Annotated in this window: 23 protein-coding genes; 1 reads left to right on the forward strand and 22 read right to left on the reverse strand. The window is 27.3% G+C overall.

The features are described 5' to 3' along the window. Positions 1-94 precede the first annotated feature (94 nt). From OM90_RS03435 to pdxS, 20 genes are all read right to left on the reverse strand, one after another. Entirely contained in the window at positions 95-490 is a 396-nt protein-coding gene (locus OM90_RS03435; protein WP_058485491.1) for a methylglyoxal synthase, read from the reverse strand. Positions 491-495: 5 nt separating this feature from the next. Continuing rightward, entirely contained in the window at positions 496-1,629 is a 1,134-nt protein-coding gene (rodA, locus tag OM90_RS03440; protein WP_058485492.1) for a rod shape-determining protein RodA, read from the reverse strand. 32 nt (positions 1,630-1,661) lie between these two features. Beyond that, the gene (gene minE, locus OM90_RS03445) at positions 1,662-1,958 is read right to left on the reverse strand and encodes a cell division topological specificity factor MinE (RefSeq protein ID WP_058485493.1); all 297 of its coding nucleotides are present in this window, start codon (positions 1,956-1,958) and stop codon (positions 1,662-1,664) included. Positions 1,959-1,973: 15 nt separating this feature from the next. Beyond that, positions 1,974-2,771 (reverse strand): septum site-determining protein MinD, encoded by a 798-nt coding sequence (gene minD / locus OM90_RS03450; protein ID WP_058485494.1) that lies wholly within the window; start codon positions 2,769-2,771, stop codon positions 1,974-1,976. A gap of 124 nt (positions 2,772-2,895) precedes the next feature. Further along, positions 2,896-3,558 (reverse strand): septum site-determining protein MinC, encoded by a 663-nt coding sequence (gene minC, locus OM90_RS03455; protein WP_058485495.1) that lies wholly within the window; start codon positions 3,556-3,558, stop codon positions 2,896-2,898. Positions 3,559-3,599: 41 nt separating this feature from the next. Then, complete coding sequence (gene mreD / locus OM90_RS03460; RefSeq protein WP_058485496.1) at positions 3,600-4,118, reverse strand: rod shape-determining protein MreD; 519 nt, start codon at positions 4,116-4,118, stop codon at positions 3,600-3,602. A 17-nt stretch (positions 4,119-4,135) separates the two neighbouring features. Then, positions 4,136-4,981: a rod shape-determining protein MreC gene (gene mreC, locus OM90_RS03465; RefSeq protein ID WP_058485497.1), complete on the reverse strand. Its 846-nt coding sequence runs from the start codon at positions 4,979-4,981 to the stop codon at positions 4,136-4,138. A 26-nt stretch (positions 4,982-5,007) separates the two neighbouring features. Next, positions 5,008-6,027: a rod shape-determining protein gene (locus OM90_RS03470; protein WP_058485498.1), complete on the reverse strand. Its 1,020-nt coding sequence runs from the start codon at positions 6,025-6,027 to the stop codon at positions 5,008-5,010. A 227-nt stretch (positions 6,028-6,254) separates the two neighbouring features. Then, positions 6,255-6,947, reverse strand: coding sequence for a RadC family protein (gene radC / locus OM90_RS03475; protein ID WP_058485499.1), 693 nt, complete (start codon positions 6,945-6,947; stop codon positions 6,255-6,257). A gap of 10 nt (positions 6,948-6,957) precedes the next feature. Beyond that, on the reverse strand, positions 6,958-7,557 hold the full coding sequence (locus tag OM90_RS03480) for a nucleoside triphosphate pyrophosphatase (RefSeq protein WP_058485500.1): 600 nt from the start codon (positions 7,555-7,557) through the stop codon (positions 6,958-6,960). A gap of 22 nt (positions 7,558-7,579) precedes the next feature. Continuing rightward, on the reverse strand, positions 7,580-7,840 hold the full coding sequence (locus OM90_RS03485; protein ID WP_330381819.1) for a DUF4321 domain-containing protein: 261 nt from the start codon (positions 7,838-7,840) through the stop codon (positions 7,580-7,582). 121 nt (positions 7,841-7,961) lie between these two features. Continuing rightward, positions 7,962-8,789 carry an RnfABCDGE type electron transport complex subunit B gene (locus OM90_RS03490; protein ID WP_058485502.1) on the reverse strand — a complete coding sequence of 276 codons (828 nt, stop codon included), beginning with the start codon at positions 8,787-8,789 and terminating at the stop codon, positions 7,962-7,964. A 17-nt stretch (positions 8,790-8,806) separates the two neighbouring features. Continuing rightward, positions 8,807-9,379, reverse strand: coding sequence for an electron transport complex subunit RsxA (gene rsxA, locus OM90_RS03495; RefSeq protein ID WP_058485503.1), 573 nt, complete (start codon positions 9,377-9,379; stop codon positions 8,807-8,809). Position 9,380: 1 nt separating this feature from the next. Then, entirely contained in the window at positions 9,381-9,995 is a 615-nt protein-coding gene (gene rsxE / locus OM90_RS03500) for an electron transport complex subunit RsxE (protein ID WP_058485504.1), read from the reverse strand. 14 nt (positions 9,996-10,009) lie between these two features. Beyond that, on the reverse strand, positions 10,010-10,591 hold the full coding sequence (locus OM90_RS03505) for an RnfABCDGE type electron transport complex subunit G (protein WP_064505484.1): 582 nt from the start codon (positions 10,589-10,591) through the stop codon (positions 10,010-10,012). After that, entirely contained in the window at positions 10,591-11,508 is a 918-nt protein-coding gene (locus OM90_RS03510; RefSeq protein WP_058485506.1) for an RnfABCDGE type electron transport complex subunit D, read from the reverse strand. The genes OM90_RS03505 and OM90_RS03510 overlap by 1 nt, the downstream gene beginning before the upstream one ends. 13 nt (positions 11,509-11,521) lie before the next feature. Next, a complete protein-coding gene (rsxC, locus tag OM90_RS03515) occupies positions 11,522-12,850 on the reverse strand; it encodes an electron transport complex subunit RsxC (protein ID WP_058485507.1) in 1,329 nt (442 codons plus the stop codon). A gap of 273 nt (positions 12,851-13,123) precedes the next feature. Then, positions 13,124-13,678 (reverse strand): ATP-binding protein, encoded by a 555-nt coding sequence (locus OM90_RS03520; protein WP_058485508.1) that lies wholly within the window; start codon positions 13,676-13,678, stop codon positions 13,124-13,126. Between the two features lie 89 nt (positions 13,679-13,767). Next, the gene (gene pdxT / locus OM90_RS03525) at positions 13,768-14,355 is read right to left on the reverse strand and encodes a pyridoxal 5'-phosphate synthase glutaminase subunit PdxT (protein ID WP_058485592.1); all 588 of its coding nucleotides are present in this window, start codon (positions 14,353-14,355) and stop codon (positions 13,768-13,770) included. A 14-nt stretch (positions 14,356-14,369) separates the two neighbouring features. Beyond that, entirely contained in the window at positions 14,370-15,242 is an 873-nt protein-coding gene (gene pdxS, locus OM90_RS03530; protein ID WP_058485509.1) for a pyridoxal 5'-phosphate synthase lyase subunit PdxS, read from the reverse strand. 204 nt (positions 15,243-15,446) lie between these two features. On the opposite strand from pdxS, the gene pdxR reads away from it, so the two are divergent. Beyond that, the gene (gene pdxR / locus OM90_RS03535) at positions 15,447-16,904 is read left to right on the forward strand and encodes a MocR-like pyridoxine biosynthesis transcription factor PdxR (protein WP_058485510.1); all 1,458 of its coding nucleotides are present in this window, start codon (positions 15,447-15,449) and stop codon (positions 16,902-16,904) included. On the opposite strand, the gene OM90_RS03540 is transcribed toward pdxR, so the two are convergent. Both OM90_RS03540 and OM90_RS03545 read right to left on the reverse strand, forming a co-directional pair. Then, positions 16,905-17,714, reverse strand: coding sequence for a DUF1189 family protein (locus OM90_RS03540; RefSeq protein WP_058485511.1), 810 nt, complete (start codon positions 17,712-17,714; stop codon positions 16,905-16,907). Positions 17,715-17,905: 191 nt separating this feature from the next. Continuing rightward, positions 17,906-18,709 carry a DUF1189 domain-containing protein gene (locus OM90_RS03545; RefSeq protein ID WP_058485512.1) on the reverse strand — a complete coding sequence of 268 codons (804 nt, stop codon included), beginning with the start codon at positions 18,707-18,709 and terminating at the stop codon, positions 17,906-17,908. Positions 18,710-18,717: the final 8 nt, after the last annotated feature.

Consider the following 18,717-nt stretch of genomic DNA (forward strand, 5'->3'; position numbering starts at 1 on the left):
AGCCCCTCCTATATTTATTTTAATATAATAAAATATATTATTAATAGGGCTTTTTTATGAAAAAATAAAAGACTTTTTTAACAAAGTCTTTTATCTATCTAACAATATCTCTCCATTCTAAATCTCCCCGTTCTAAAGCTTTAATAAGAAGCTCTGCTGTAGCTAAATTTGTTGCAATTGGAATATTGTGAATATCACATAATCTTATTAAAGCATTAATATCTGGTTCATGATTCTTTTTAGATACAGGGTCTCTCAGAAAAATTACCATGTCAATTTGATTATGGGCAATTTGAGTTCCTAACTGTTGTTCTCCACCTAAATGCCCAGCAAGATATTTGTGTACGGTTAAATTTGCTGCTTCTTCTACTAACCTTCCTGTAGTTCCCGTTGCATAAAGATTATGTTTAATTAATATATGACGATAAGCAATGGCTAAATTTTCCATCAATTTTTTTTTAGCATCATGAGCAACTAATCCAATATTCATAAACCTTACCTCCTAAAAAATAACTTCTGTCTTCTCATGCCTACATTTAATATTAGTCCTATTCCTATCATATTAGTCCATAATGAACTCCCTCCAAAACTAATAAAAGGTAAAGGAATTCCTGTATTAGGAAGTAAACCTGTAACAACACCTATATTTACAAATGTTTGAAAAGCTATCATTGTTACAACTCCCACAATTAATAATTTGCCAAATAAATCCTTTGAGTATCTTGCAATCCAAAGACTTTTTAAAATAAGTAAAAATATAAGACTTATTATAGAAATACATCCAATAAAACCAAATTCTTCTCCTATTACAGAAAATATGAAATCTGTATGAGGCTCTGGTAAATAACTTAATTGATTTAATGTTCCTTTATATAAACCTTTTCCATAAAGTTGTCCAGAACCTATAGCATGTATAGATTGTTGAGTTTGAAAATAATCATCAGAATATTCCGCTTCCTCTTTATAAATCATAGCCATAATTCTTTCTCTTTGATAATCTTTCAAAAGTTTTTGATTCGGATTTTGTATATAAATAAATAATAACATTATAAGAGGGACCCCTATAATAAAAGAGCCAAATATATATTTATAACTAATACCTCCTATATATAATAATACCAAAAAAATAACGATAAAAACAAGACTAGTAGATAAATCTGGTTGTTTTAATATCATAAAAACAGGTAAACCTAAAAAAATTACTAATAATATTAAGGTACTAAATTTATTAATTTTTTCTTTTTTCTTATCAATTAATTTAGACATAAATAAAATTATACTTATTTTAGAAAACTCGGAAGGTTGTATTCTTATAGGTCCGATATTCAACCACCTTACTGCACCTTTAGCATCATCTCCAAAAAATATTACTGCTATAAGAAGTCCTAAACTAACTACATATGCTATTATATATAATTCTCCTAACGTATTATAATCAATAAAAGCCGTTATAAGCATTAAAATAAAACCAATTATAAACCATATAATTTGTTTACGAACATATATAGGGTCAGCTCCTGAATTAACATGTTGAGCACTACTTATAGCAATAAGTCCTATTATTACCAAAACCGTCACTAAAAAAACTATTAATATGTCAAAAAATTTAAGTTGTTGTTTGGAAATCATTTCTATTCACCATTACAATGAATTAAGCAGGATTAAATCCTGCTTAATTCATTATTATTCGCCTTTCTTATATTTTTTATAGGAATATTAGCATATAAAACTGGAACTGTCCCATTATTTTCTTCCGACTTTGTTTGAGAAATTTGTATATCTAATTCAGTTTCATCTATATCCATATAATTTGAAATTACTTTAATAATATCTGTTTTCATCATTTCAAGAAGTTCTGAAGAACAATTAATTCTGTCATGAATTAGTAAAAGTTTTAATCTATCCTTAGCTACATTTCCTGATTTTGTTTTTTTGTTAAAAAAATTTAATAATTCCATGGTAATTCACATCCTTTAATTACCTATTCCAAATAATTTTTTTATTTTAGCCATAAAACCATCATTTGTATCTAAGTTTAAAAGTGGAACTTCTTTTCCAGTAATTCTATCCACAATATTCCTAAAAGCTTGTCCTGCCAAAGAAGAAGCGTCTACTACAGCAGGTTCTCCCTTATTAGTAGAGATAACAATATTTTCATCATCAGGAACAACTCCCAATAAATCAATAGCTAAAATATCTACAACATCTTCCATGGCCATCATATCCCCTCTCTTCACCATATTCATACGAATACGATTTAAAATTAAGTTGGGATTTCTCAGTTCACTTGCTTCTAATAGACCTATAATTCTATCTGCATCGCGAACTGCAGATACTTCTGGAGTTGTAACTACAATAGCTTTATCTGCACCAGCAATTGCATTTTTAAATCCCTGTTCAATTCCTGCAGGGCAATCAATAATTACATAATCAAATTCTTCTCGTAATTGATCACATAATTTTTGCATTTGCTCAGGACTAACAGCATTTTTATCTCTTGTTTGCGCAGCTGGCAGCAAACATAAATTAGGATATCTTTTATCTTTTATTAAAGCTTGTTTAATTCTACAATGGCCTTCTACCACATCAACTAAATCATAAACTATCCGATTTTCTAACCCCATAACAACATCTAAATTTCTAAGACCTATATCTGCGTCAACTAATGCTACTTTCTTTCCTATCAATGCAAGACCTGTTCCTATATTAGCTGTTGTAGTAGTTTTGCCAACGCCTCCTTTACCAGACGTTACTACAATAACCTCACTCATTAAATTTCCCCCTTGTTAGCAAAACATAATCTCTATATAATCTATATATATAATATTCTAACAGAAATATTAAAAAAATGCATCATTTTTATTTTTACAAAATTCATCAATATCCATGAAAATACTACAAATTTCCTAGTGTTTTGTAATCTATTGGTTCAATGTATATATTCCCATTATGTAAATAAGCTATTTGTGGAACTGCTTTTGAATTATCAATAATATCTTTATTATCAGGAGCTCGTGCTATTATACTTCCAATACGAAGCTGCATGGGTTTCATATTTAAAGCAGCAACAAAAGCTTTTTCATCCCCGATACTTCCCGCATGAACAATACCTTTTAATGCTCCAAGTATAATAATATTACCACCCGCTATAATTTCTCCTCCTGGATTTACATCTCCAATTATTACTATACTTTCTTCAGTTTTAATACATTGTCCTGAACGAATTGTTCCTTTATAATATTTAGTTTTATCTACTCGAAATTTACTATTAACAGAAATATTTTCTGTGTCATTAATACTATCTTCTTCATCATAAATATAACTTATATTAAGTTCTGTTTGCTCTGAAATAATTTTTAGTAATTCGTATTGTTCTTCTTCATTTAAAGTTCTTCCTTTAAAAGTAAGACTGACTTTAGCTCCTTTAAAAAAAGCTTTAGCATCTTTTGTCTTTTTCTTCAAATATTTTTTTAAAGTATCAAAATCTATCTCTGAATTTAATAAAACTACTAATCCGTTTTTCGTGCCTTTAAACATTACACAATTTTCATCATTCATATTTCCCCCCCCTTATTATATAAAACTTACAATTAATAATTTCATAATTTAAATAATTTTTTATATTTTTGTTCTCTTAATTCTAATTTTTTATTTAAATAATAAATCCCTTGATATACTAATATAGAAATCACTCCTGTATATACTGCTTCTGGAATAATAATATTATTCAAAAAAAACTTAAAATCTACCTTACCTCTTACTAGATAACTAAATATATATATATTTAAATCATAAAAAATTGTACTAACTACTGTCAATATAATAGGGAGTAAAAAATTTTCTCTATAAAATTTTTTATTTAATTTTCCACAAAAATATCCTATATACATACAAAGTAATGTATTAAATCCTAATGCCATCCCAAAATAAATATCTTGTATAAGTCCTGCAAAAAATCCTACAATTCCTCCTTCTTTTTCTCCTCTTAAAAGTGCAAAAGAAATGATAATTGTTATAAAAATATTAGGAATAGTTCCTCTTATTCTAATGTGTTGAAAATAAGTAGATTGAAGAACATTTGTTATTGTTAAAATTAAAGCTATACAAAATGCTCTCACATATATTACTCCTTTTATTATTCATCTTTTTTATTCCATTTTTTATTTATTACTAATACTTCTTCTAAATGTTTAAAATCAACTACTGGCTCAATTATTGCATATTTGGTTAATCCATGACTTTCTGTTTCTATTTCTTTAACAGTTCCAATCATAATTCCTGGAGGGTATATATCACTTAAATTAGATGTAACTATTTCATCATCTTTAATAATATCTGCTTCTACATCTATATATTCCATTTTACATAATCCACTATCCATTAATTTTATATCTCCTTTTGTAACACCTAAATCACCTGTTCTTAAAACTTTTGAACTAACTGCATTTCTATCATCAATTATAGACAATACTTTTGAATAATTAGGAGCAGTTTCTATAATATGGCCTACTAATCCATTTCCTGAAATTACAACCATATCTACATCTAAACCGTCATTTGTTCCTTTATCTATTAAAAATACATTATACCAGTTACCTGGATCTTTTCCTATAATTTCAGCTCCTATTTTAGGATAATCAGCATACTTTTTATCTAATTCCAGAAGGCTTCTTAATCTCTCATTTTCTTCTTTATATTGCTGTAATATTTTATTTTCATAAGTCAATTCATCAACTTTTTTTATAAGTTCTTGATTTTGTTTTTCTAAATTTTTTATATTTTTAATAAACTCTATTTGATTAGATGTCCATTCTCCTATCTCACTAACTCCTTTTTGAATAGGAATAATTATATATCCTAATCCTTTTTCAATAAAAGAAAGATTATTTCTTTTATTAAACGTAAGGATAATTGTAATAATTAATATTATAGTTACAAAAATTATAATTTGTTTGTTTGAAATCTTAGATAGCCACTTCAAAAAAAATTCTCCTCCTTTTAGATTTATTATAATCTTTTTGGAGATATTAATACATTTTTTAATGTATCGAGATGTTCTAACGCAAGACCTGTACCTAATGCTACACAATTTAATGGCTCATCAGCTATATTAACTGGCATACCTGTTTCTTTATTTATTAATTTATCTAAACCAGAAAGTAAAGCCCCTCCTCCAGTTAACATAATCCCTGATTCCATAATATCTGCCGCTAATTCAGGAGGAGTTTTTTCTAAAGTATATTTTATTGCATCTATAATAGCATTAACAGGTTCTTTAATAGCTTCCATAATTTCAGTAGATGTAATATTCATGGTTTTAGGTAACCCTGTTACCAAATCTCTTCCTCTAATTTCTTTACTTTCTTCACTTTCTTTTGGAAATGCAGACCCTATAGTCATTTTTATTTCTTCTGCTGTTCTTTCCCCAATCATAAGATTATATTCTTTTTTAATGTAATTTACAATATATTCATCTAACTCATCTCCTGCAACTCTTAAAGATTTACTGGTAACAATTCCTCCTAAAGAAATCACGGCTACTTCACTAGTTCCACCACCAATATCAACTACCATATTCCCTGTTGGTTCTTCTACTGGAAGTCCTGCTCCAATTGCAGCCGCCATAGGTTCTTCTATTAAATGAGCTTCCCTCGCTCCAGCATTTTTTGTAGCTTCATATACTGCTCTCATTTCCACTGCAGTTACCCCTGAAGGAACACAAACAATAACTCTTGGCTTTGACCCAAATACTCCTTTTTTATATGCTTTTTTAATAAAATATTTAAGCATTGCTTCAGTAGTTGCAAAATCTGCAATAACTCCGTCTTTTAAAGGTCTAGTAGCTATAATATTTCCAGGAGTTCTTCCTATCATCTGTTTTGCTTCATCCCCTACAGCTAATACTTCTTTACTTATTGTATTTATAGCCACAACCGATGGTTCGTTAACTATAATCCCTTTTCCTTTCATAAATACTAATGTATTTGCTGTTCCTAAATCTATTCCCATGTCTTTTGAAAAAAACATTCCTTTTCCTCCTAGTTTTTAATTTAAAATAATTCAATTTATTATTTTTTATATTCTTTTTTTATTATTTATTATAGACCATATTTTTAAAATCCATCAAATATAATACATTTATTTTATATAATTTTCAATCATATTTAATATACTTATTATATACTAGTAACATCATACTCTTTTTTACTATTTTTTTCAACAAAAATAACAATAAAAAAGAGTCTATTAAGACTCTATATTATCCCTTTTTCTTTTAAACTTATATATATCCCATCTCCTATAATAATATGATCTAATATGTTAATTCCAAGTAATTCTCCTCCATCAACTATTCTTTTAGTTACTTGAATATCTTCTTTACTAGGATTAGGATCTCCACTGGGATGATTATGAATCATAATAATACTAGTGGCACTTTTTTTAATAGCATATTTAAATATTTCTCTTGGATGAACAATGGATGAATTTATACTTCCTTTTGTAATATTCTTGTCTCCTATAATTTGATTTTTAGTATTAAGAATTACTATTTTAAAATATTCTTGTTTTAAATATCTCATTTCTTCCATATAAATTGAGGCTATGCTTTTAGGAGAATTAATTTTATATTTTAACATACCCTGTCGTTTAGAAATCCTTTTAGATAATTCTAATACAGCCTTTATTTGAAGAGCTTTTACTTTTCCTATCCCATTTATATTCATTAATTCTTCTATGGAATATTGATAAAGACCATAAAGTCCTTCTTGTTTTTCTAAAGCTAAAAGTTTTTGAGCCAATTCTACTGCTCGTATATTTTTAGAACCAGTTCTAAATATAATAGCTAATAGTTCTGCATCAGATAATACTTCTGAGCCATAATACTCAAGTTTTTCATAAGGTCTTTCAAATTCTGGTAAATCCTTCATAGACATATGTAACCCCATTATTTTCCTCCTAAAGTTTGAAAATATAATCCTTAAAAATATTAATACCTATTTCTTCTAATAATTTAGAAAGTAAATTTAATGGAAGTCCTACTACATTATTATAATCACCATGTATTTTATCAATTAAAACTGCTCCTTTTCCTTGTATTCCATAAGCTCCAGCTTTATCCATAGGCTCATTAGTTTCTATATAAGAGTTTATAAGATCAGATGATAATTCTCTCATATATACTTCTGTTTTTTCTACTCCAGTTTTTATTAATTTATCTTTAGTTCTTATTATAGTAATCCCTGTATATACTTCATGAATATTCCCTTGAAGCATAGATAACATACAAAAAGCTTCTTTTTTATCTTTAGGTTTTCCAAGAATTTTCCCTTTATATACTACTACCGTATCTGCACCGATTACTATAAAATCTCCCTTTAAATTATTTGATACATTTTCCGCCTTTTGTTTTGATAAACTTTTTACCAATTCACTAGGCGAAATATTAGAATTAATAATTTCCTCTACATTACTAATTATAATATTAAAAGGAATTCCTATTTGCTCTAAAAGCATTTTTCTTCGAGGAGAAGAGGATGCTAAAATTATTTTATCCATTTACATACCTCCTAGAATTATTTTACAATTTCCTATATATAAGTATAGCCGCTATAATTCCTAATATACTTGCTATTGTAAATTCTATTGTAATACTAAATTGGATATATAATATATCTAAATCTAATGTTAAAGGATTCTTTAATCCAAATTCTTTACCATAGTTAATCCACTGCATATAGGGTACTTGCCCAAGATAATGACCTATGAAACCTCCAAGTACTATACCTCCTAACAAAAGTAAAAAAAGTGCCCAACTATTTTTATCTTTTCCTCCATACAAATTTATCATCCTTTCATAATATGCTTTTTATATTTTAACATATTTATAGAAAAAACGGTTATAAAAAAAGAATGTACTAATTTTAAAAGTACATTCTTTTATAAAATATTTTAACCATATATTAAGCACTTATATTATCATCTTTTGATAATAATTGTCCTTGTATAGCTTTTGTAGGACATTTTTTTACACATGCCATACATTGTGTACATTTATCATATTTAATATGAGCAAGATTATTATTAAAATCAATCGCATCATATTCACAAGCCTTTACACACATTCTGCAACCAATACAGCCTACAGAACAACTTTGCTTTACATCTTTCCCTTTATCTTGAGAATTACATAAAACCCTTACCCTATTTTTTATAGGTACCAACTCTATAACAGCTTTAGGACACGCATCTACACAATTCCCACAAGCAGTACACTTATCTTCATTAATAACTGCTATTCCATTTTCAATTTCAATTGCTCCAAAAGGACATACCTTTTTACAAGTTCCAAGTCCAAGACAACCATAACTACAACTTTTAGCTCCTCCCCCTGGGATTAAAGCAGCATCTCTACAATCAGTAATTCCATAATACTCATATTTATTTTTGCTATTTTCACATGTTCCATTACATTTTACTACTGCAACCTTTTTTTCTCCTTGTTCTACTTTTAGCCCCATAAGAGAAGCTATTTTCTCTATAGACTCAGAATTATTAACAGGACATCCTTCGGGAGTTACTTTTCCTTCTACTACTGCTTTTGCAAAAGCATCACAACCAGCAAAACCACAACCCCCACAATTTGCTCCTGGAAGTAAATCACGAACTTGTGGAATTCTTTCATCTACTTCTACTGCAAATTTTTTTGAAGCATAACCTAAACCAGTTCCAAATAGTAAACCTAATCCACCTATACTAATGACAGGATAAATTATACTGGTTATATCCATTTTTATTCACCTCTTTATTATAGTAATCCTTGAAAACCTAAAAATGATATAGACATTAATCCGGCTGTAATTAATGCAATAGGAAAACCTTGAAATGCATTTAAAATACTATTTTTTTCAATTCTTTCTCTTATTCCTGCAAAAAGTACAATAGCCAAAGTAAATCCAAGAGCTGCTCCAACGCCATGTACAATACTTTCAATTAAATTGTAACCTTCATTCATATTTAAGACAGCTACTCCTAATACTGCACAATTAGTTGTAATTAATGGAAGATATACTCCTAACGCTTGATAAAGAGTAGGACTTACTTTTTGAATAAACATTTCTACAAATTGCACTAATGAAGCTATAACTAAAATAAAAGCTATTGTATACAAATAAGTAATATTATTAGGAACTAATATCCAATTATATGCTATATAAGAAATCATAGAAGCTAATGTCATTACAAATGTTACAGCAACTCCCATTCCAAGAGCTGTTTCTACTTTTTTAGACACCCCAAGAAATGGACATATACCTAAAAATCTTGATAATACAAAATTATTTACTAAAATAGCACTTAAAAATAAAATAAACAAATTCATTTTATCCCTCCATATCATTCTTGACAGTTTTATTCTTTATATGATTTAAAATTGCCATAAGTATTCCTAAGGTAAAAAATGCTCCTGGAGCTAAAATCATAACTAAAGCTGGTTTATATGATGAAGGCATAATTTGAGCTCCAAATATTGTTCCTGCCCCAAGTAATTCTCTAACCATTCCTAAAACTGTCAATGCAATAGCAAATCCTAATCCCATGCCTAATCCATCTAAAATAGATGATAAAATATTATTTTTAGATGCATAAGCTTCTGCTCTCGCTAAAATAAGACAATTAACAACAATCAAAGGGATAAATAATCCTAATTGAGCATGTAAATCAGGAATAAAAGCTTGTAAAGATAAATCAACCATAGTCACTAAACTAGCAATAATAACAATATAAGCAGGAATACGTATTTTAGATGGTATAATTTTTCTTAACAAAGATATAAATAAATTCGAACCAACCAATACTGCTGTAGTTGCTAAACCCATTCCTAGTCCATTTTTAGCACCTGTAGTAACAGCTAAAGTAGGACACATTCCTATTACTTGAACAAAAATTGGATTTTCTTCTATAATTCCATTTTTTAATCTTTCTATTAATTTATTCAACTTTATCACCCCTCTTAATTAAAATCAAATGTTACTTCATCTGCATCTAAAAGATGATTTAAAAGTTCTATCACTTCATTAACTCCATCTGTCACAGCTTGGGATGTAATAGTTGCTCCTGTAATAGCTTGTATTTCATTATCTTCAGTTGGAGCTGTCTTAGTTACTACAAGCTGTCCAGATTTGCCTTCATATTGAGATGAAAAAGAAGGGTTTTCTGCATTAGCTCCTAAACCTGGAGTTTCAGCATGACTTAATATTCTAACTCCTTGTATAACACCATCTTTAGAAATACCAACCATCATTTCAACAGCACCACCAAATCCTTTAGGTGATACTTTAACTGCAAATCCTTCTAAATTATCCCCTTTATATCCTGCATTTACTTCTAAAATTGTTGAATCTTCTGGTAAATCAACATCTATACTTTGAAATGTATCTGCTTGTGGTAAAGTTTGATTCATAGCTTCTTTTTTAGCTAATTGCACTTGTTCTTCTATAGGTCCTTTAGTAATTTCATAAGTAAACCCAAGAACTGCTGAAGCACAAGCTGTAATGATAAATAATATTAGTCCAAGTTTAATAATTTCTTTCATCATTTCACCTCCCCAAAAATTCGAGGTCTTGTATATCTATCAATAAGTGGAACTGCTAAATTCATAATGAGTATGGAATAAGATACTCCTTCTGGATATCCTCCATAAAGACGAATTACTGTTGTAATAATTCCACATCCTAATCCCATTATATACTGTCCTACAGGAGTAACAGGAGAAGATGAATAATCTGTAGCCATAAAAAATGCTCCTAATATAAGTCCTCCTGCAAAAACTTCGTATAACGCATTAGGATCAAACATTCCATTTCTTCCCAAAATAAAGGTAAGCATAAATACTGTTCCAATAAAAGTAGCCGGAATTCTTATAGAAATAACTCTTTTATAAAGTAAATATGCAGCTCCTATTAAAAGAGCAATAGCAGAAGTTTCTCCTATACATCCTCCAATATTACCTATAATTAAATCAATAAAGGAAGGCAAATTTCCTCCTTCTTTTAAAATACCTAATGGTGTGGCTCCACTAACTCCATCTATAGTCCAAGTAGTCATTTCCACTGGCCATGAAGCTAAAAGAAATGCTCTAGCAGCTAAAGCTGGATTAATAAAGTTTTGTCCTAGTCCTCCAAATACTTGTTTTGCAATAATAATAGCAAAAGCTCCTCCTACAATAGGAATCCAAAAAGGAACTGAAGGAGGCAAATTCATTGCAAGAAGTAATCCTGTAACTGCTGCACTAAAATCATTAATTGTTATTTTTTGTTTAGTTAATTTTTGCCATAAAGCTTCTGCCCCAACACAAGAAGTAATAGATAAAATAATAACAATTAAAGCTTGAAATTTAAAAAACCATATCCCTGCCAATGCTGCAGGAAGTAATGCTATAAAAACATCCCTCATAATACTTTGAATTGATTCTTTTGAGTGTATATGAGGAGATGAAGATACTGTATACATTATACATCCCCCTTTATGCTTTCTTTTTTCTATTATTTAATATTGTTCTTTTTGCTGTACGAATAGATTGAACTAAATGTCTTTTTGCTGGACAAATAAATGAACAACTTCCACATTCAATACAGTCCATTCCATGGGCTTTTTCAAATTTATCTAATTCATAATTTATAGAATAACTATTAAGTTGAAGTGGTAATAAATTCATTGGACAAACAGATACACATTTTCCACATCGAATACAATTTTGCTCTTCGGGTAAATCTGCTTCTTCTTTTGATAAACATAAAATTGCTGAAGTTCCTTTTACTACTGGTACATCCAATGATGAAAGTGCTGTTCCCATCATAGGGCCACCTGAGATAATTTTTACAGGTTCAGATATAAAGCCTCCTGCTGCTTCTATTAAAGCTTTATAAGAAGTTCCTATTCTTACTTTAAGATTTTTAGGTTCTTTAATAGCTCCTCCTGTTACGGTAACAATTCTTCTCATTAAAGGTCTCCCACGAACAATCGCTCTTTGAATTGCAACTGTTGTATCTATATTTTGAACAATACAACCTACATCTGCTGGAAGTCCTCCAGAAGGAACTTCTCTTCCTGTAATAGCATAAATTAATTGTTTTTCTGCCCCTTGAGGATACTTCGTTTTAAGAACCTTTACTTCAATATTTTCAATTTTTTCTGTTGCTTTTATAAGTGCATTTACTGCATTCATTTTATTATTTTCAACACCAATATAACCTTTAGCTTCTGGAAACATTTTCAGAATAATTTGTAATCCTTCAACTACTCTTTCTGTTTCTTCTAACATAACTCTATGGTCTGAAGTTAGATATGGTTCACATTCTGCACCATTTATAATGATTGTATCAATCTTTTTTTCCGGTGGTGGTGAAAGTTTTATATGTGTTGGAAATCCTGCTCCGCCCATTCCAACTATTCCGGCCTCTTTTATAATTTCAATCATTTCTTGTTTTGATAATTTGTTATAATCTTTTTTTACATTAATAGATGGATCTTCTTCATACATACCATCATTTTCAATAATAACTGAAAGTACTTTATTCCCATTAGGATGAAGCATGGGCGCTATATTTTTTACTGTACCAGATATAGAACTATGAATTGGAGACGAAACAAAAGCCTTGGATTCCCCTATTTTTTGTCCTACCAAGACTCTATCTCCCTTCTTAACTATTGGCTCACATGGAGCTCCAATATGTTGCACCATGGGAAATACGAATTCTCCTCCTTCAGGGAAAAAAACTTCAATTGGTTTTTTTTCAGTAAAATGTTTCCCATGTGGAGGATGAATACCCTTTTTAAATGTTAATAAACTCATATGTTTCCTCCTATCTAATAAAATATCACTATAAAAAGTTTATTATATATAATAAACTTAATCTACTTTATGATAAGTATCATAATTATATAATAATATAAATGCTTTAATTCCTCAACTAATGATAAAAAATGCACAAAGATTTTTACCAATTTTTATTAATGAATTGGTTTAGTTTATAGCAATAAAATTACATGTATTATGTAGATTGTATACAAAATACTTTGTTTATTTTTTTTTAATATCTTTTGAAAAATATCATAAAAAATAGTTTTAAATATCAAAAGTTTGTCTAATTTTTATCAAACTTTTATTTATATATTCTTTAATCCACTTAATTACTGAAAGATCGCTAATGGAAATTTCACCTAATATCTTTTTTATTTCTTTTGTATCAATATTAAAAGATTTATTATTATATTTATGTACATATGTAAATTCAATTTGTGGATTTGATAAAATTAAATTACTTATTGTTGAAGCAATATCTCCTAAAGGAGCTCTATCAATATGATTATATTCCATAAAAACTATAATTTCTGTACCTTTTCCAACATGACTTTTTACTTCTAATTTTCCATTACATCTTTTCGCAGCTGAATCTAATAAAGGAATTCCTAATCCTACTTTTCTTGTTGTTCTCGTAGTTTTAAAAGGGCTCCTAACATTTTTAATAAAATCTGCATCCATACCTATCCCATTGTCTTTTATTTTAAAAGAAAAAATATTATTTTTTAAATCTTCATTTATTTCTATATTAATTTCCGTTGCTTTAGCTCTTATACTATTTTCTACAATGTCTAAAATATGTAAAGATAATTCTTTCATAAAATTCTCCTTTCGCTGTTTAATTCTCCTATGTTTAACTTTTACTTAAAATTATATATTAAAAAAGAAAAATCCGATAGAATTTTTAACTATCGGATTTTTCTTTTTATTTCTTTCACAAAATATTTATGGAAAGATATATCATTGGTTAATTCCGGATGAAAAGATGTTACAATCATATTATCTTGTTTTGCAGCAACAATTTTATCATTTATTTTATATAAAGCTTCAACATTTTTCCCGATTTTTTCTATATAAGGGGCTCTAATAAATACTACTGGAATTGCTTTATTAGAAACCTCTGGAATTACAATATTAGTAGAAAAACTATTTAATTGACTTCCATAGGCATTTCTTTTAACTATTATATCCATAACTCCCAAATGTACTTTGGAATCATTAGATATTTTTTTTGCTAATAATATCATTCCTGCACATGTACCCCAAACTATCATACCATTTTTTATTTTATCAATTAACGGGTCTTTTAGATTAAAATCTTTAATTAATTTCCCAATAGTTGTACTTTCTCCTCCTGGAAGAATCAATCCTTGAATTTTATCTAAATCCTCTTTTCTCTTTACTATATATACTTTTACATCTTTAATTTTTTCTAACATTTTTTGATGTTCTATAATAGCTCCTTGTAATCCTAAGATTCCTATATTTATCTTCATATCTTTTTCTCCTATTACCAACCTCTTTTTTCATAAGATATGTTAATTTCATCACAATTTATTCCGACCATAGCTTCTCCTAAATCTTCTGAAACTTCTGCTAAAACTTTAGGATCATTAAAATAAGTTACTGCTTTTACAATTGCTTTAGCCCTTTTTATAGGATCTTTTGATTTAAATATTCCAGAACCTACAAAGACACCATCACTTCCTAACTGCATCATTAAAGCTGCATCTGCTGGAGTCGCCACCCCTCCTGCAGCAAAATTAACTACCGGAAGTTTACCCAATTCTGCTACCTGTTCTACTAAATTAAGTGGAGCTCCTAATTCTTTTGAAAATAATATTCTTTCTTCTTTAGTCATAGCTTTTAATTTTCTTATTTGAGAAGTCATAGTTCTCATATGTCGTACTGCTTGGATTATATCTCCCGTTCCTGCTTCTCCCTTTGTTCTAATCATAGAAGCACCTTCATTTATTCTTCTTAAAGCTTCTCCTAAATCCCTAGCACCACACACAAAGGGAATTTTAAAAGATTTTTTATCAATATGATATTGATCATCAGCTGGAGTTAAAACTTCACTTTCATCTATGTAATCTATGTCTAAAGCTTCTAAAATTTGTGCTTCTACAAAATGACCTATTCTACATTTAGCCATAACTGGAATGCTAACTGCTTTTTTTATTTCTTTAATTAATTTAGGGTCTGACATTCTTGCCACGCCCCCTTGCTTTCTTATATCTGCCGGAACTCTTTCAAGTGCCATAACTGCTACTGCTCCAGCTTCTTCAGCTATTTTAGCTTGTTCTGCATTGGTTACATCCATAATTACTCCGCCCTTTAACATTTGGGCTAAATTTTTATTTAACTCATATTGGGTGCTCATTTTTATCCTCCTTATTTAACATAATAATAAAAATTTTAATTTTTTCAGAATATCAAATACAAGTTTATAGACAACATTAATTTATGATGATAAAATATTGTATCGATACAATATTATAACTTTTATATAAAAATGCATTTTTATATATTCTTTATTATAATTATATAATAGTCTTAATCAATACAAAAAGGAGGATTTTATAAAATGAATCATTTTGTATCGATACAATTGGATAAAAAAAGCAAAACTCCTCTTTATAAACAATTAGGCGATGCTTTATATAATTTTATTCAAAAAGGAGTTTTAAAACCTAATACAAAACTTCCTACCATCCGTACCCTTGCAAGTCAATTAAAAATTAATAATGTAACTGTTGTAAATGCATATAAATATTTGGAAAATAAAGGAGTAGTATATGCACAAATAGGTAGTGGTACCTATGTTTCTCCTCTACCTTCTGAAATTATTTCGCCTCCAATATCTAGAAAAATTGATACAGATATACAATTAAAACAAATTACTATAACAAAAAATACAATTAACTTTGCCAGCATTTCTCCTACTACTAATTTATTTCCCGTAGAAGATTTTAAAGAAGTTTTTAATCAAGTTTTAGAACGAGATAAAGGAGATGCATTTAGCTATCAAGAAAGTCAAGGATATTATGGTCTTAGAGAATCCATAGTAGACTATTTAAAAAATTATGGAATTAATACTAAATCAGATAATATACAAATAATTTCCGGTGCTCAACAGGGAATAGATATATTATCAAAAGCATTACTTCAATTTGGAGATATTTTATTTGTTGAACAACCTACTTATCATGGTGCAATAGCTGTCTTTCAAAACCGTGGAGCAAGAATTGTAGAAATTCCTTTAGAATCCGATGGAATAAATATCCCTTTATTAGAAGATTATTTAAAAATATATAATCCTAAATTTATATATATGATGTCTTATTATCAAAATCCCACAGGATATTCTTATTCTTTAAATAAAAAAAGAAAATTATTAGATTTAGCTGAAAAATATAATACTTACATAATAGAAGATGATTATTTAAGTGATTTAAATTATTCAAAAGAACCTAATATCCCTCTAAAAGCATTAGATCATAGAAATCGAGTTATATATATAAAAAGTTTTTCTAAAATATTAATGCCAGGACTTAGATTAGGTTTTTTAGTCGCCCCAAAACCTCTTCTAAATCATATATTATCTGCTAAACATACAACAGATATCTCTACATCTAGTTTTATACAAAGAGTATTTGATTTATATCTAAGAAAAGAATTATGGAAAAATCATATAAATAAAATTTGTAATATATATAATAAAAGATATGATTGTTTTATACATAACATAAATAAATATTTAGATAATTATGTTACTTATACTAAACCTAATGGTGGTCTAAGTTTATGGTTAAAATTAATACCTTCTATATCTACCAAAACTCTATGTGATAAATTATTATCAAAAGACGTTATTATTTCTCCCGGTTCATTATTTTCAACTTCTCAAAATTTTTCTTCTTTTATAAGACTTAGCTTTGCAGCAGTAGATGAAAAAGAAATAGAAAAGGGATTAAAAATAATAAAAGATGTAATAGAAAAAATGATCGATAATTCACCATCTTCTACTACACCTTTTCTTTAATTAATTTACAGTATTATTTATATTTTGAGATAAATTTATCTCATTTTCTTTTTTTATTTCAGTAATAGCTTTTATTAAATAAAGTATAACTATTATATAATAAGCAAAGAACAATAAAAAATTTAAATTTGGAAAATCTATTTGACCTATTATAGATATTAATATAGAAGGTAATGTCATACAATAAATACCTATTTTGTATATGTCTTTATATTCTAAATTAGCCTTATAAATTAAATTTACAATTACTCCAACTACATTAATAAATAAAGAATTCATCAATTTATGTATAATAGTTGATAATACAACCCATAATATACATAGAATAATTACTATAAATTTAATAATAAATAATATTAATTTTAAATCATCTTTATTAAAATCTTTAATCTTTAAATTCTTGAGTAAAATTTCTCTGTATTGCGTTCCTATTCTTCCAGAAATCTTTTTATTTGTTATTAAAAATACTCTTTTATGTTGGAAATTATTTAATATAGATTCATTTGTTTGATTTGTAGTATCAATAATGGCTAAATTATCATAAATTTCTATAAAGATTGGCATATCACCAACTACATTTAATTCTCCATTTTTTAATTCAAAATATGAAATCTTTTGTTCTATATAATTAATTTCATCATTTATTAAATAAGCAATTTTAATAGAAGGTAATATGGACAACAACATTGATAAAAATATCAAGTAAATTATAGCTTTTCCTGTGGACTCTTGAATTATAACTTTGTAAAAACTAAAATCCGTAATACTCATATTTATTTTTTTAAAAAAACCAATTTTACTTATCGCCATATTTATTCTCCTTTGTTTTGTATTTTATATATAACAATATTTTGTAAATTATATAAAATAAAATTTGTATATTTATAAAATATATTACTGATTTTTATTTTTCATAAAATTATTTAAATTAAAATATTATTTATAATTAATTTTTAATTTTTTAAGTTAATAATACTATTTATAAAAAAAGTATTTATTAATTAAATATTAATATCCTGAGATAAATTTATTTCATATTCTTTCTTTATTTCTTTAATAGCTTTTGTTATATAAAATACAATAACTCCATAATAAACAAATAAAAACAATAAATGAAAAAATGGAATTTCAATTGATAATTGATTTATTGCAATCTTTATTATAGAAGATAATGTCATAGAATAAACCCCTATTTTATATATTGCTTTATATCTTAGATTAGCTTTATAAATTACATTTATAATTAATCCAATCAAACTAACAAATAATGATCCTATCAATTTAACTATAATAGTTAATAATACTATTATCAAACCATAAAAAGGTATTACTATAAATTTAAAAAAACTTAAAAAATTTATTAAATTTTGTTTGTTTAATACTTCGTTTTTCCATATATTAAATAAATAAGATTTTTTCGTGTTTGTTGAATATTTTATGAATATTTCTCTTTTTGTGACTAAGATTCCTTGCTTATAATTATAAAGTATATTTTCATCAGTTCCTTCTCTTGTATCAACAATAATTACATCATCAAAATCTCCCATTATAATAGGCATCCTTGCATCTACATTTAACTTTCCATTTTTTAATGTAATATTAGGAATGATTTGTTCAAATTTTTTTATACTTTTGTTAATTTCATAAAAGGGTTTTATATAATTTAATATACCTAAAATTAATGATAATAATATTAAATAAACTACAGCTTTTCCTATGGATTCTTGAACTATAACCTTATAAAAACTAAAATCTGATAAACTTTTTTTTACCCTTTGTAAAAAAATAATTTTAGTATTTTCCATAACCTTCT

The sequence above is a fragment of the Defluviitalea phaphyphila genome, from assembly GCF_001466305.1.
Classification (GTDB): domain Bacteria; phylum Bacillota; class Clostridia; order Lachnospirales; family Defluviitaleaceae; genus Defluviitalea_A; species Defluviitalea_A phaphyphila.

Bases quoted from the DNA above. Each gene is read 5' to 3' on its own strand.
- OM90_RS03435 (WP_058485491.1), bottom strand. From the start codon at position 490: ATGAATATTGGATTAGTTGCTCATGATGCTAAAAAAAAATTGATGGAA.
- rodA (WP_058485492.1), bottom strand. From the start codon at position 1,629: ATGATTTCCAAACAACAACTTAAATTTTTTGACATATTAATAGTTTTT.
- minE (WP_058485493.1), bottom strand. From the start codon at position 1,958: ATGGAATTATTAAATTTTTTTAACAAAAAAACAAAATCAGGAAATGTA.
- minD (WP_058485494.1), bottom strand. From the start codon at position 2,771: ATGAGTGAGGTTATTGTAGTAACGTCTGGTAAAGGAGGCGTTGGCAAA.
- minC (WP_058485495.1), bottom strand. From the start codon at position 3,558: ATGAATGATGAAAATTGTGTAATGTTTAAAGGCACGAAAAACGGATTA.
- OM90_RS03470 (WP_058485498.1), bottom strand. From the start codon at position 6,027: ATGTTTTTTTCAAAAGACATGGGAATAGATTTAGGAACAGCAAATACA.
- radC (WP_058485499.1), bottom strand. From the start codon at position 6,947: ATGGGGTTACATATGTCTATGAAGGATTTACCAGAATTTGAAAGACCT.
- OM90_RS03480 (WP_058485500.1), bottom strand. From the start codon at position 7,557: ATGGATAAAATAATTTTAGCATCCTCTTCTCCTCGAAGAAAAATGCTT.
- OM90_RS03490 (WP_058485502.1), bottom strand. From the start codon at position 8,789: ATGGATATAACCAGTATAATTTATCCTGTCATTAGTATAGGTGGATTA.
- rsxA (WP_058485503.1), bottom strand. From the start codon at position 9,379: ATGAATTTGTTTATTTTATTTTTAAGTGCTATTTTAGTAAATAATTTT.
- OM90_RS03505 (WP_064505484.1), bottom strand. From the start codon at position 10,591: ATGAAAGAAATTATTAAACTTGGACTAATATTATTTATCATTACAGCT.
- OM90_RS03510 (WP_058485506.1), bottom strand. From the start codon at position 11,508: ATGTATACAGTATCTTCATCTCCTCATATACACTCAAAAGAATCAATT.
- rsxC (WP_058485507.1), bottom strand. From the start codon at position 12,850: ATGAGTTTATTAACATTTAAAAAGGGTATTCATCCTCCACATGGGAAA.
- OM90_RS03520 (WP_058485508.1), bottom strand. From the start codon at position 13,678: ATGAAAGAATTATCTTTACATATTTTAGACATTGTAGAAAATAGTATA.
- pdxT (WP_058485592.1), bottom strand. From the start codon at position 14,355: ATGAAGATAAATATAGGAATCTTAGGATTACAAGGAGCTATTATAGAA.
- pdxS (WP_058485509.1), bottom strand. From the start codon at position 15,242: ATGAGCACCCAATATGAGTTAAATAAAAATTTAGCCCAAATGTTAAAG.
- pdxR (WP_058485510.1), top strand. From the start codon at position 15,447: ATGAATCATTTTGTATCGATACAATTGGATAAAAAAAGCAAAACTCCT.
- OM90_RS03540 (WP_058485511.1), bottom strand. From the start codon at position 17,714: ATGGCGATAAGTAAAATTGGTTTTTTTAAAAAAATAAATATGAGTATT.
- OM90_RS03545 (WP_058485512.1), bottom strand. From the start codon at position 18,709: ATGGAAAATACTAAAATTATTTTTTTACAAAGGGTAAAAAAAAGTTTA.